This is a genomic window from Pseudomonas syringae pv. cilantro (assembly GCF_001293775.1).
Classification (GTDB): Bacteria; Pseudomonadota; Gammaproteobacteria; order Pseudomonadales; family Pseudomonadaceae; genus Aquipseudomonas; species Aquipseudomonas syringae_P.
In genome coordinates this window covers 102,350-116,513 of sequence record NZ_LGLN01000078.1, presented here as the reverse complement: position 1 = coordinate 116,513, position 14,164 = coordinate 102,350, and the positions used below count along the sequence as shown (strand labels likewise).

Below are 14,164 nucleotides of genomic sequence, written 5' to 3'. Positions count from 1 at the left end.
GGAGTTCTCATGGCCATCCTGCAAACACGAATCAACCCGCGCTCCGATGAATTCTCGCGTAACCGCGCAGCGTTGCTATTACAAGTCGAAGACTTGCGCAGCCAACTGAACAAAGTCCGGCAAGGCGGCGGGCCAAAAGCGCAGGAACGCCACATCTCGCGCGGCAAGCTGCTGCCACGTGAGCGTATCAACCGTTTACTGGACACCGGCTCGCCATTCCTGGAAATAGGTCAACTGGCTGCGTACGAGGTGTATGGCGAAGACGTCCCGGCGGCCGGTGTGATTGCCGGCATCGGTCGCGTGCAAGGCGTCGAATGCATGATCATCGCCAATGACGCTACGGTGAAAGGCGGCTCCTACTACCCGCTGACCGTCAAAAAACACCTGCGGGCGCAGACCATCGCCCAGCAGAATCGCCTACCATGCATTTATCTGGTGGATTCCGGCGGCGCCAACCTGCCGCGTCAGGACGAGGTGTTCCCGGATCGCGAACACTTCGGGCGGATCTTCTTCAATCAGGCCAACATGAGCGCCCAAGGCATTGCGCAAATTGCCGTGGTCATGGGCTCTTGCACCGCTGGTGGCGCTTATGTTCCGGCCATGGCCGATGAAGCGATCATGGTGCGTGAGCAAGCGACTATCTTTCTGGCCGGCCCGCCGCTGGTAAAAGCCGCTACGGGCGAAGTGGTGAGTGCCGAGGACCTCGGCGGCGCCGACGTGCATTGCCGCACTTCCGGGGTGGCCGATCACTATGCCGACAGCGACGAACACGCCCTGGCACTGGCACGGCGCGTTGTTGCCAACCTCAACTGGCGCAAACAGGGTCAGTTGAACGTGACCACGCCCATCGCCCCGTTATACGCCAGTGACGAGCTGTACGGCATCATCCCGACCGACACCAAACAGCCGTTTGACGTGCGTGAAGTGATTGCCCGACTGGTCGACGGTTCGGTGCTCGATGAATTCAAGGCGCTGTTCGGCACCACACTGGTCTGCGGCTTCGCTCATCTGCACGGTTACCCGATAGCCATTCTGGCCAATAACGGCATTCTGTTTGCCGAGGCCGCACAGAAAGGCGCGCATTTCATCGAACTGGCCTGCCAGCGCGGCATTCCGCTACTGTTTTTGCAGAACATCACCGGTTTCATGGTTGGCCAGAAATACGAAGCAGGCGGCATCGCCAAACACGGAGCCAAACTGGTGACCGCCGTGGCCTGCGCCAAAGTGCCGAAATTCACAGTGATCATTGGCGGCAGCTTCGGCGCCGGTAACTACGGCATGTGCGGTCGCGCCTACGATCCGCGCTTTCTGTGGATGTGGCCCAACGCACGCATCGGCGTAATGGGCGGCGAACAGGCCGCGGGCGTGCTGGTGCAGGTCAAGTGCGAACAGGCCGAGCGCGCTGGACAGGCGTTCAGCGCGCAACAGCAGGCCGAGCTGAAACAACCGATTCTCGATCAGTATGAACACCAAGGGCATCCGTATTACTCCAGCGCCCGCCTGTGGGACGACGGCGTCATCGACCCGGCACAGACTCGCGACCTTCTTGCGCTGGCTATCTCCGCCTCGCTCAACGCGCCCATCGAACCGACGACCTTCGGCCTGTTCCGCATGTAAGCGGGGAAATAACCATGACCTCATTCGCCACAATCGAATTGATCGACGATCCGCGAGGCTTCGCCACGCTCTGGCTGAATCGCCCGAACAAGAACAATGCGTTCAACGCGCAGATGATTCGCGAGCTGATCATTGCCCTGGATCAGGTGCAGGCCGACACCAGCCTGCGTTTCCTGGTGCTGCGTGGCCGCGGCCGGCATTTCAGCGCAGGCGCCGACCTGGCCTGGATGCAGCAGGCCGCCGATCTGGATTACAACACCAATCTGGACGATGCACGGGAGCTGGCCGAGTTGATGTACAACCTCGCCAGACTGAAGCTCCCTACGCTGGCCGTGGTGCAGGGTGCAGCGTTTGGCGGCGCGCTGGGCCTGATCAGTTGTTGCGACATGGCCATCGCTGGCGAAGATGCGCAGTTCTGCCTCTCCGAAGTACGTATCGGACTTGCCCCTGCGGTCATCAGCCCGTTCGTGGTGCAGGCCATCGGTGAGCGTGCGGCACGTCGCTATGCGCTGACCGCCGAACGCTTCGACGGCCAGCGTGCGCAACAGATCGGCCTGATCGCCGAGTGCTATGCAAGCGCGGAACTGGAAGCCAGAACGACCGAATGGATCGATAACCTGCTGCTCAACAGTCCGCAGGCCATGCGTGTCAGCAAGGAATTGCTTCGTGAAGTAGGCAGTGGCGAGCTGACGCCCGCGCTGCGTCGTTATTGTGAAAGCGCGATCTCCCGCATCCGTACCAGCGCCGAAGGTCAGGAAGGCCTGCGCGCTTTTCTGCAGAAGCGTGCGCCGGGCTGGCAGCTTGCGCCTGACGAACAGGCCATCGAGCGGCCTGCCCCGACCGAACCACACAAGGACTCGCAATCATGAGCACACCGGAGCTGAACACGCTGTTGATTGCCAATCGGGGCGAAATAGCCTGTCGTATCATGCGCAGCGCAAAAAACATGGGCCTGACCACGGTTGCCGTGCACAGCGCCATCGACCGGGATGCGCGGCACAGCCGGGAAGCGGATATCCGCGTGGACCTGGGTGGAAGCAAAGCTGCAGACAGCTACCTGATGATCGACAGGCTGATCGACGCCGCACGAGCAAGTGGCGCGCAGGCGATCCATCCCGGTTATGGCTTTCTCTCTGAAAACGCCGATTTCGCTCGATCTATAGAAGACGCCGGGCTGATATTCCTCGGCCCGCCCGCCTCGGCCATCGATGCCATGGGCAGCAAGTCCGCAGCCAAATCGTTGATGGAAAAAGCGGGTGTGCCCTTGGTGCCGGGCTATCACGGCGCTGCGCAAGACAGCGAAACATTCGCCGCCGCTGCCGAACGAATCGGCTACCCGGTCTTGCTCAAGGCCACCGCCGGCGGCGGTGGCAAAGGCATGAAAGTGGTCGAACAGGCCAGCGAACTGGCAGAAGCGCTGGCTTCGGCGCAGCGTGAGGCGCAGTCGTCGTTCGGCGATGCGCGAATGCTGGTGGAAAAATACGTGCTTTCCCCGCGTCACGTCGAGATTCAGGTGTTTGCCGATCAGCACGGTCATTGCCTGTACCTCAATGAGCGCGACTGCTCGATTCAGCGCCGCCACCAGAAAGTGGTCGAAGAAGCGCCGGCGCCGGGTCTGACGCCTGAGTTGCGCAAAGCCATGGGCGATGCGGCGGTCAAGGCGGCGCAGGCGATTGGCTACGTGGGCGCGGGCACCGTGGAGTTCCTGCTGGACGCGCGCGGCGAGTTCTTCTTCATGGAGATGAACACGCGCCTGCAAGTCGAGCATCCGGTGACCGAATACATTACCGGACTCGATCTGGTCGAGTGGCAGATCCGCGTGGCGCGCGGTGAGCCGCTGCCGATCACCCAGGCGCAGGTTCCGCTGATCGGCCATGCCATCGAAGTGCGACTCTACGCTGAAGACCCGGTCAACGACTTCCTGCCCGCGACCGGCACGCTGAACCTGTATCGCGAACCTGCTCACGGCATCGGCAGACGTGTGGACAGCGGCGTGGCCGAGGGTGACAGCGTTTCCCCCTTCTACGATCCGATGCTCGGCAAGCTGATCGCCTGGGGCGAGACGCGTGAAGAAGCGCGTCTGCGCCTGCTGGCGATGCTCGACGAGTGTGCGGTCGGCGGCGTAAGGACCAATCTGGCGTTTCTGCGACGCATTATCGCCCACCCGGCGTTTGCCGCCGCCGAACTGGATACCGGCTTCATTGCGCGCCATCAGTCACAGCTGCTGCCCGACACCACCGAACTCTGCGAGACCTTCTGGCAGGCGGCTGGCGAAGCGTTCAGCCAAAGCGAACCGGCACGGATCCAACCGGCTGATCCGCATTCACCGTGGTCATCCCCAAGCGGCTGGCGCGCAGGCATGCCAGCGGAGCATGATCTGCAATTGAGTTGCAACGGCCAGACCCGCACCGTCCGCCTGCGCAACAGCAGCGCATCATTGTTCGCGCTGAATAGCGACCGGTTGAGCATTGAGTGCAACGGCGTGCGTCATCACTACTTGGCGATCCGTCGCGGCGACACGCTTTATCTCAAATGGGAGGGAGACCTGCACACCCTCAGTAAAGCGGACCCGGTGACCCGAGTGGATGAGGGTCAAAGCCAGCAAGGCGGCTTGGTTGCGCCCATGAACGGCAGCATCGTGCGCGTCCTGGTCGAGACGGGACAGGCAGTCGAGGCCGGGGCGCAATTGGTGGTATTGGAAGCGATGAAGATGGAACACAGCATCCGCGCAGCCAGTGCCGGCGTGATCGCTGCGCTGTACTGCCGTGAGGGCGAAATGGTCACCGAAGGTGCGGTGCTGGTGGAGATGGCCTGAGCCAACCCTGCGCGCAAAAAACTGGCCCAGCGTTTATTATTTGCTTCGCTGGCTCGCGAAGAGGCCAGGGCAGCAGCTTTATAACGCTAGCCCTGATTTTGCACCGCAAACAAAAACGCCCCGGCCAGGCCAGAGCGTTTTTTGCAGCAAAAACGACTCAGTAATAAGCGTTTTCTTTCTGCGTATGGTCCGTCACATCGCGAACACCCGAGAGCTCGGGAATACGCTCAAGCAACGTGCGCTCGATGCCCTCTTTGAGGGTCACGTCGGCCTGACCACAACCCTGGCAGCCACCGCCAAATTGCAGAACGGCGATGTGCTTCGCCTCTTCTTCGACCACGTCGATCAGGCTGACCTGACCACCGTGGCTGGCAAGACCCGGGTTGATTTCGGTTTGCAGGTAGTAATTGATGCGCTCGTTGATCGGGCTGTCGGCGTTGACCATCGGAACCTTGGCATTTGGCGCCTTGATAGTCAGCTGGCCGCCCATGCGATCGGTGGCGTAGTCAACGACCGCGTCGTCCAGAAAAGCCTCACTGAAGCCGTCGATCCAGGCCGTGAAACTCTTCAGACCGATGGCCTTGTCTTCGGGCTTTTCTTCGCCCGGCTTGCAGTAGGCGATGCAGGTTTCGGCATATTGAGTGCCGGGCTGGGTGATAAACACGCGGATGCCGATGCCTGGGGTATTCTGCTTTTCCAGCAGATCGGCCAGATAATCGTGGGCGGCATCGGTAATAGTGATAGCGGTCATGAAAATTCCTCGCAGACGTGCGTGCAGTTTACGCCAATCGGCCGCTGCACACAAAGTCCTAGTGTTTTTGTCAGGTTAACGCCTGCGCTCGATTGACCTGTCGCCGTCCGTCCAGCCAGCCCTTGATGCGCTGATAAAGGCCCTTCTCTATCCACTCGTAACTGACCCACGCGCCGATGGCGATGATCGGCACGCAGAATGCAAACACAACATAAGGACTCAGGCCGAAGCGTTGCGCCATCAGTAAGCCGCCATACAGCACCAGCACGTGCAGCAGGTACACCGAGTAGGAGCAGTCGCCCAGCACTTTGAGCAGCCGGCTACCTCTGAAATAAGGTTCCAGGGAGATACACGACAGCACGATCAACGCGCTAGGCAGGCCCCAATTGAGCAACCGTTGCTCGTTAGTCAGGTTATTGATCGCATACAGCCCCACCGCGATGCCCAACAATGGCAACCACAGGGCATTGCGAATCAGGCCGCGGCGATAAAGGATGCCGATGCCGATGCCCAGCAAAAACTCGTAAACAATGTCATTGCCGTAAAAGCGGCTGATCAGGCCAGCCTTCGCCAGCACCTCACAGACGGCGAACAGCGCAGCCGCAATGATCAGCGGTCGATGGCGCTGCTCGAACAGAAACACCATCGAAAACAACAGATAGAAGAACATTTCGTAATTGAGCGTCCAGCCGACGTTCAGCGTCGGGTACAGGCCATAACCACCGGGGTTTTCCGAGGGAATGAAGATCAGCGACAGAAGGAAGTTCTGCCAGCCGATGACTTGGTGCGGCAGCATTGGCGCTGCGATCAACAGCAGCAAGCCCATAGCGACGGTATACAGCCAGTAGGCCGGAACAATCCTGATCAGGCGGTGCAGAATGAAGCGCCGTGCAGGTATCGCCTTGTCTTGCGTGGACAGAAAGATCACCAGGCCGCTGATGACGAAAAAGATATCGACGCCGACGGCGCCTTTGGAAACAAAAAACTGACCTATAGGACCACTGGCCTTGAAGTCGAAAAAAATCTGCATGAAGTGGTGACATACCACAACCCACGCAGCGAATGCCCGCAGGGCCTGAACCGAAATCAACATCACTGAAACCTCTGCTGCCTGACTTTCAGCCATCGCCCCCAAAAATCCGGTGACACATGGCGCGCCCCATGTCCGACCCCGCTTTTGAAAAAAAGATCGCAAAAAAAGCCTCTCGTTCAGGAAACGACGATGGCCGCAAGCCATACCCCATAAGGCATGCAGCGCTACAGGACGCTGGTCCGGTACCTGTGGCGGTGTTTGCCAAAGCGCAGCGCACTGTCATGCCGACCTGGCCGCACAACATGAACGAATTTCATGCAAAAGGCACATCTGCACCAAAAGCGTTCCGGTTTGTTATCATCGCGCTCTTTAAAGCATCGACCTTCTCAAGGTAGCCCCCATGTCTGACCGCAGCGCCCGCCATCAAGCCTTTCTCGACGCTCTCAAACAGAGGATTCTGATCCTCGATGGCGGCATGGGCACGATGATTCAGAGCTACCGGCTCGAAGAGCAGGACTACCGGGGCAAGCGTTTCGCCGACTGGCCGAGCGACGTCAAAGGCAACAACGACCTGTTGATCCTGACCCGCCCCGATGTGATCGGCGCGATTGAAAAAGCCTATCTCGATGCGGGCGCCGACATTCTCGAAACCAACACGTTCAACGCTACTCAGGTGTCCCAGGCCGATTACGGCATGGAATCGATCGTCTATGAGCTGAACCTCGAAGGCGCTCGTCTAGCGCGCAAGGTGGCAGACGCCAAGACCCTCGAAACCCCCGACAAACCGCGTTTTGTCGCTGGTGTTCTGGGCCCGACCAGCCGGACCTGCTCGCTGTCACCGGACGTCAACAACCCCGGCTATCGCAACGTCACGTTCGATGAACTGGTGGAGAACTACACCGAAGCCACCCAAGGTCTGATCGAAGGCGGCGCCGACCTGATTCTGATCGAAACCATCTTCGACACACTGAACGCCAAAGCCGCGATCTTTGCCGTACAGGGCGTATTCGAAGAACTGGGCTTCGAGCTGCCGATCATGATTTCCGGCACCATTACCGACGCCTCGGGACGCACGCTGTCCGGGCAGACCACCGAAGCGTTCTGGAACTCGATCAGCCACGCAAAACCGATCTCGGTCGGTTTGAACTGCGCATTGGGCGCGAGCGAGCTGCGTCCTTATCTGCAAGAGCTGGCCAACAAGGCCAATACGCATGTGTCTGCGCACCCCAATGCCGGTCTGCCCAACGCTTTCGGTGAATACGACGAATTACCGAGCCAGACCGCGAAGATCATCGAAGAATTCGCCCAAAGCGGCTTTCTGAATATCGTCGGCGGCTGCTGCGGTACCACGCCCGCGCACATCAAGGCGATTGCCGAAGCGGTCTCCGGCTACGCGCCGCGCGAGATTCCGGACATCCCGAAAGCCTGTCGCCTGTCGGGTCTCGAACCGTTCACCATCGACCGCCAGTCGCTGTTCGTCAATGTCGGCGAGCGCACCAACATCACCGGCTCCGCCCGCTTTGCCCGCCTGATTCGAGAAGACAACTACACCGAAGCGCTGGAAGTCGCCCTGCAGCAGGTCGAAGCTGGTGCCCAGGTGATCGACATCAACATGGACGAAGGGATGCTCGACTCGAAGAAGGCCATGGTGACGTTCCTCAACCTGATCGCAGGCGAGCCGGACATCTCCCGCGTGCCGATCATGATCGACTCCTCCAAATGGGAAGTGATCGAAGCCGGCCTGAAGTGCATTCAGGGCAAGGGCATCGTCAACTCGATCAGCATGAAAGAAGGCGTCGAGCAGTTCATCCATCATGCTCGCCTGTGCAAGCGTTATGGCGCTGCGGTGGTGGTCATGGCCTTCGATGAACAGGGCCAGGCCGATACCGAGGCGCGCAAGAAGGAAATCTGCAAACGTTCCTACGACATTCTGGTCGACGAGGTAGGCTTCCCGCCGGAAGACATCATTTTCGACCCGAACATCTTTGCCATCGCCACCGGCATCGAAGAGCACAACAACTACGCCGTCGACTTCATCAATGCCTGTGCCTATATCCGCGATGAACTACCGTACGCCCTGACCTCGGGCGGTGTGTCCAACGTCTCCTTCTCGTTCCGCGGCAACAATCCGGTGCGCGAGGCGATTCACTCGGTGTTCCTGCTGCATGCGATCCGTAACGGCCTGAGCATGGGCATCGTCAATGCCGGGCAGCTGGAAATCTACGATCAGATCCCGGCCGAGTTGCGTGATTGCGTGGAAGACGTGGTGCTCAACCGCACGGCGGACGGCACCGACGCCCTGCTGGCCATTGCCGACAAGTACAAGGGCGACGGCAGCGTAAAAGAAGCCGAAACCGAGGAATGGCGCAGCTGGCCGGTCAATCAGCGACTGGAACACGCGCTGGTCAAAGGCATCACGACCCACATTGTTCAGGACACCGAACAATCGCGCCTGGGCTTCACCCGGCCTATCGAGGTCATCGAAGGCCCGCTGATGGCGGGCATGAACGTGGTTGGCGACCTGTTCGGCGCGGGCAAGATGTTCCTGCCGCAGGTGGTCAAATCTGCACGTGTCATGAAGCAGGCGGTGGCGCACCTGATCCCGTTCATCGAACTGGAAAAAGGCGACAAGCCCGAAGCCAAGGGCAAGATCCTCATGGCCACGGTCAAGGGCGACGTTCACGACATCGGCAAGAACATTGTCGGCGTGGTGCTGGGCTGCAATGGCTATGACATTGTCGACCTCGGCGTGATGGTGCCTGCCGAGAAGATCCTGCAGGTGGCCCGCGACGAGAAGTGCGACATCATCGGCCTGTCCGGGCTGATCACCCCGTCGCTGGACGAGATGGTGCACGTTGCCCGGGAAATGCAGCGCCAGGACTTCCACCTGCCGTTGATGATCGGCGGCGCAACCACCTCCAAGGCGCACACCGCGGTCAAGATCGAGCCCAAGTACAGCAACGATGCAGTGATATATGTCACCGACGCGTCCCGCGCCGTGGGCGTCGCAACGCAATTGCTGTCGAAGGAGCTGAAACCGGCGTTCATCGAAAAAACCCGTCTGGAGTACATCGAAGTGCGCGAACGCACCTCGGCCCGCAGCGCGCGCACCGAACGCCTGAGCTACGGCGCAGCGGTGGCGAAAAAGCCGCAGTTCAACTGGGAAAGCTACACCCCGGCCAAGCCGACTTTCACCGGCACCCGCGTACTGCAGGACATCGACCTGAACGTGCTGGCCGAATACATCGACTGGACACCGTTTTTCATCTCGTGGGACCTGGCCGGCAAGTACCCGCGCATCCTGACCGACGAAGTGGTCGGTGAAGCAGCCACCGCGTTGTTTGAAGATGCTCGGCAGATGCTGCGCAAGCTGATCGACGAGAAGCTGATCAGCGCACGTGCGGTGTTCGGTTTCTGGCCAGCCAACCAGGTCAACGATGACGATCTGCAAGTCTACGGTGACGACGGCAAACCACTGGCAACACTTCATCACTTGCGTCAGCAGACCATCAAACCCGACGGCAAGCCGAATTTCTCGCTGGCCGACTTCGTCGCGCCCAAGGACAGCGGCCTGACCGACTACATCGGTGGCTTCATCACCACCGCTGGCATCGGTGCCGAAGAGGTTGCCAAGGCCTATCAGGACAAAGGCGACGACTACAACTCGATCATGGTCAAAGCATTGGCCGACCGCCTTGCCGAGGCCTGCGCCGAATGGCTGCACCAGCAGGTGCGTAAGGAATACTGGGGCTACGCCAAAGACGAAGCGCTGGACAACGAAGCGCTGATCAAGGAGCAATACATGGGTATCCGCCCGGCTCCTGGCTATCCGGCTTGCCCCGATCACACGGAAAAAGGCACTCTGTTCGCCCTGCTCGACCCGCTGCCGGAAGGCACGCCCGAGCACACGCCGGGTAAAAGCGGAGTGTTCCTGACCGAGCATTACGCTATGTTCCCTGCGGCGGCAGTCAGCGGCTGGTATTTTGCTCATCCGCAGGCGCAGTATTTTGCAGTGGGCAAGGTCGACAAGGATCAGGTCGAAAGTTACACAGCCCGCAAAGGCCAGGACCTGAGCGTGACCGAGCGCTGGCTGGCACCCAACCTGGGCTACGACGAGTAACGCTCTCACAGGTGCAGCTGATACCTGTTCAGCTGCACCTGTGACACCAGCCGTTTACTGGCTGCCTAGCGCGGCGGGCGGCAGCATGCTTTTGAGCGAAAACGGCGATTTCTCACCCGATGCCTGCGTGTCAAAGGCTCGCGTGTCGAGCTGGTAACGCTCATTGCGGGTCGCTTCCAGAAAACGCTGCGTATCCTGCGGCTCGACCAGGTGCAAAACGTCGATGGTTCGCGCGCCCAATGGCTGACGAGCATGTGGCTGGGTGGCATCGTAGCGATGCAGAAGAATAATGGCCCAGCCTCCCAGGGTGAAATGGCCGGTGGCAACTACGCTGAGGCTGCCATTCAATTGCGCTTGCAATGAAAGAGCCGTGCCGTTGATGGCGCTGAATACCATGTCCCTGCCCGGCGAACCGCCACGCTCGCGCAAGGCATCCATGGCACCGAATGCCATCAGTTCATTGGCCGCCCACACCAGACGAATATCCGGATGGCGCTTGAACAGCACACGGGCCTGCTCCAGCGCCCGATCACGCCGCCATCCGCTCACGACGATTTGCCGCAGATGCACTTCGGGGTGTTCGGCAACAGCGCGCAACATGCCCTTTTCGCGCAGCAGCGAAACGGCGGTGGTATTGGTTCCGGAAAAGGCCAGCATTTCAACGGTCGACCTCTCGGTTGAACGAGGCGCGAGGCTGATGAGCCGCTTGGCGGTCAGGTAACCGCCCTCCTCGTCATTGCCGACCAGGCTGCCGATGAAATCCGGATAGCGAACCTGCAGATCGCCCAGCATGCGCATCTGGTCGGCGGTCAGCGTGTTATTGACCGCAAACAGCTTGACCCCGCTGCCGATAGACAGGCGCAGAATCTCCGGCGCCACATTCAGCTCATTGGAGAACAACAGATAGTCCGGCCGCTCATCGCCCTGCAAGCTTTTCCGCGCCATGGCGATCAAGGTTCGCGTGTCGCGATCGGTGTAGAGAATTGTCAGGGACATGCCCGTTGTACGGGCAGCCGTCTGCATCACTCTTGAATAGCTCTGCCAGTACCCATCGGTTTCCGAACCGGGGCTTATGAACACCACCGACGCGGCACCTGACGCAGCGGACCACAGCCAGCCGAGCACGATCAGCCATTGGAGACACGCCTTCATACCATTGAGCCTTGAGACACCAGCGATTGATCGCTTTACAGGCGAGCTATCGGCCGCACCTGCAAGGTTCTGGAGGCCAGGGCAAATCTTTATCCGGAAGGTTACCGGCTACTGACCCAGAACAGTGCGGCGGCAACGGCCAGAATGACAATGAAAAGAATGGCCCAGGCATCAACGGACTTGCCTGGCTTGGTTACTTTCGGGTGCTTGCTCATCGCATCGCCTCTTGTCGGTTTTGTAGGTGATTGCACATGAAAAATCAGGTCTGGCCACTTTCTTCACGGTGACAACCTCAGTTAAGTCGAGTCTTGACCACACGGCAAGAAGGGATATGAACCCACGCTGAATTGCTTATCGCTTTTAGTGATTTGCATATATATAAACATCACTTTTATCGATATCTGCAAACTGCTATCGTCGCCTCCGCCCCCACGGGGAGTGCGCGGCCGTGCGCGCAGAATTGACCAGATGAAGCAGGCAGACAGCGAACGACAGGCGTTGCCGCCCGGACTTTCACTCGACTGACCTGCTTCATGACGAAGCCTGAGAACAGGACCTATATGTACGTATACGACGATTACGATCAGAGGATCATCGAGGACCGCGTCAAGCAGTTCCGGGATCAGACCCGCCGCTATCTGGCCGGGGAACTGAGCGAGGAAGAGTTTCGACCGTTGCGCCTGCAAAACGGGCTGTATGTTCAGCGCTTCGCGCCAATGTTGCGCGTCGCCGTACCGTACGGCCAACTGACCTCGCGTCAGGCGCGCATGATGGCAAAGATCGCCCGCGATTATGACAAGGGCTACGCGCACATCAGCACCCGTCAGAACGTGCAGTTCAACTGGCCGGCGCTTGAAGATGTGCCGGATATCCTTGCCGAGCTGGCGACCGTGCAGATGCACGCCATCCAGACCAGCGGCAACTGCCTGCGCAACGTGACCACCGACCAGTTTGCCGGGGTTGCCGCCGATGAGCTGATCGACCCGCGGCCATGGTGCGAGATCGTTCGTCAGTGGACCACCTTTCACCCGGAATTTGCCTACCTGCCGCGCAAATTCAAGATCGCCATCAACGGCTCGACCAGCGACCGCGCAGCGATCGAAGTTCATGACATCGGGCTTGAACCGGTGCACAACGACGCTGGCGAACTGGGCTTCCGGGTCCTGGTCGGTGGCGGTCTGGGCCGCACTCCGGTGGTCGGCGCGTTCATCAACGAGTTTCTGCCATGGCAGGACCTGCTGAGCTACCTGGACGCCATTCTGCGGGTCTATAACCGCTACGGTCGTCGCGACAACAAGTACAAGGCGCGCATCAAGATTCTGGTCAAGGCACTGACTCCTGAAGTATTCGCGGCGAAGGTCGAGGCGGAAATGGCCCACTTGCGTGGCGGCCAGACCACCCTGACCGAAGCCGAAGTGCAGCGCGTCTCGCGGCACTTCGTCGACCCTCAATACAAGGCTCTGAGCGATCAACACGCTGAACTGGCGGCGCTCGATGCCCTGCATCCGGGCTTTGCCCGCTGGCGTCAGCGCAATGTACTGGCGCACAAGAAGCCGGGCTACATTGCGGTGACCCTGTCGCTCAAACCGACCGGCGTGGCACCGGGCGACCTGACCGACAAACAGCTCGACGCCGTCGCCGATCTGGCCGACCGCTACAGCTTCGGACAGCTGCGCACCTCCCACGAGCAGAACATCATCCTTGCCGATGTCGAGCAGGCCCAATTGTTCGCACTGTGGAACGAGCTGCGCGAAAACGGCTTTGCGACTCCCAACATCGGCTTGTTGACTGACATTATCTGCTGCCCGGGTGGTGATTTCTGCTCGTTGGCCAACGCCAAGTCGATCCCGATTGCCGAATCCATCCAGCGCCGCTTCGACGATCTGGATTACCTGTTCGATATCGGTGAGCTGGACCTGAATATTTCCGGCTGCATGAACGCCTGCGGTCACCACCATGTCGGCCACATCGGCATTCTGGGCGTGGACAAGAAAGGAGAAGAGTTCTACCAGGTTTCGCTCGGCGGCAGCGCCAGCCGTGATGCGAGCCTGGGGAAGATTCTCGGCCCTTCGTTCGCCCAGGACGCGATGCCGGACGTGATCGAGAAGCTGATCGACGTCTACGTTGAAAAACGGACTGAAGACGAGCGTTTCATCGACACCTACCAACGTATTGGCATTGACCCTTTCAAGGAGCGCGTCTATGCAGCGAATCATTAAGAACAACGAGGTCATCGACGAAACCTGGCATTTGTTGCCCAAGGAAACGACCTTTGACAGCCTGTCGAACTGCGACGACCTGATCGTTCCGCTGGCGCTGTGGCGCGAACACGCGCATGCGCTGAAGGCACGTGACGGTGGTCTGGGCGTGTGGCTGGACAGCGATGAAGAAGCCGAGGAAATCGGCGAGGATGTCGACCAGTTTCAGGTCATCGCTCTGAATTTTCCGGCCTTCACCGATGGTCGCAGCTTCTCGAACGCGCGTCTGTTGCGTGAGCGTTATGGTTACAAGGGTGAGCTGCGGGCGATTGGTGATGTGTTGCGTGATCAGTTGTTCTACATGCGCCGCTGTGGCTTCGATGCGTTTGCGGTGCGTGCCGACAAGGATCCGTACGAGGCCCTGGAGGGTTTGAAGGACTTCTCGGTCACCTATCAGGCCGCGACCGACGAGCCGCTG

The 14,164-nt window shown here is 59.7% G+C and carries 10 protein-coding genes; 7 read left to right on the top strand and 3 right to left on the bottom strand.

Features of this window, described 5'->3' with window-relative positions:
* Window positions 1-9: 9 nt before the first annotated feature.
* From ABJ99_RS22085 to ABJ99_RS22075, 3 genes are read left to right on the top strand one after another with little or no spacing between them, the layout of a single operon-like run.
* Window positions 10-1,617 (top strand): carboxyl transferase domain-containing protein, encoded by a 1,608-nt coding sequence (locus ABJ99_RS22085; RefSeq protein WP_054087617.1) that lies wholly within the window; start codon window positions 10-12, stop codon window positions 1,615-1,617.
* Window positions 1,618-1,625: 8 nt separating this feature from the next.
* Entirely contained in the window at window positions 1,626-2,486 is an 861-nt protein-coding gene (locus tag ABJ99_RS22080) for a gamma-carboxygeranoyl-CoA hydratase (protein WP_054087680.1), read from the top strand.
* The gene (locus ABJ99_RS22075; RefSeq protein ID WP_054087616.1) at window positions 2,483-4,432 is read left to right on the top strand and encodes an acetyl/propionyl/methylcrotonyl-CoA carboxylase subunit alpha; all 1,950 of its coding nucleotides are present in this window, start codon (window positions 2,483-2,485) and stop codon (window positions 4,430-4,432) included. Before ABJ99_RS22080 ends, ABJ99_RS22075 begins: the two co-directional genes overlap by 4 nt.
* 157 nt (window positions 4,433-4,589) lie before the next feature.
* Here ABJ99_RS22075 and nfuA read toward each other — a convergent pair whose 3' ends face one another.
* Together nfuA and ABJ99_RS22065 are read right to left on the bottom strand one after the other, a co-directional pair.
* Complete coding sequence (gene nfuA / locus ABJ99_RS22070; protein ID WP_007251835.1) at window positions 4,590-5,183, bottom strand: Fe-S biogenesis protein NfuA; 594 nt, start codon at window positions 5,181-5,183, stop codon at window positions 4,590-4,592.
* Between the two features lie 70 nt (window positions 5,184-5,253).
* Complete coding sequence (locus ABJ99_RS22065; RefSeq protein WP_054087679.1) at window positions 5,254-6,276, bottom strand: acyltransferase family protein; 1,023 nt, start codon at window positions 6,274-6,276, stop codon at window positions 5,254-5,256.
* Window positions 6,277-6,344: 68 nt separating this feature from the next.
* On the opposite strand from ABJ99_RS22065, the gene ABJ99_RS22060 reads away from it, so the two are divergent.
* Entirely contained in the window at window positions 6,345-6,611 is a 267-nt protein-coding gene (locus ABJ99_RS22060) for a hypothetical protein (protein ID WP_054087615.1), read from the top strand.
* Window positions 6,612-6,616: 5 nt separating this feature from the next.
* On the top strand, window positions 6,617-10,336 hold the full coding sequence (metH, locus tag ABJ99_RS22055) for a methionine synthase (RefSeq protein ID WP_054087614.1): 3,720 nt from the start codon (window positions 6,617-6,619) through the stop codon (window positions 10,334-10,336).
* Window positions 10,337-10,390: 54 nt separating this feature from the next.
* Here the strand turns inward: metH and ABJ99_RS22050 are convergent, their stop codons facing one another.
* A complete protein-coding gene (locus ABJ99_RS22050; protein WP_054087613.1) occupies window positions 10,391-11,488 on the bottom strand; it encodes an ABC transporter substrate-binding protein in 1,098 nt (365 codons plus the stop codon).
* A gap of 560 nt (window positions 11,489-12,048) precedes the next feature.
* On the opposite strand from ABJ99_RS22050, the gene ABJ99_RS22045 reads away from it, so the two are divergent.
* Both ABJ99_RS22045 and ABJ99_RS22040 read left to right on the top strand, forming a co-directional pair.
* The gene (locus ABJ99_RS22045) at window positions 12,049-13,707 is read left to right on the top strand and encodes a nitrite/sulfite reductase (RefSeq protein ID WP_054087612.1); all 1,659 of its coding nucleotides are present in this window, start codon (window positions 12,049-12,051) and stop codon (window positions 13,705-13,707) included.
* A partial coding sequence (locus ABJ99_RS22040; RefSeq protein WP_054087611.1) for a DUF934 domain-containing protein occupies window positions 13,691-14,164 on the top strand: 474 nt, incomplete at its 3' end. The genes ABJ99_RS22045 and ABJ99_RS22040, both read left to right, overlap by 17 nt.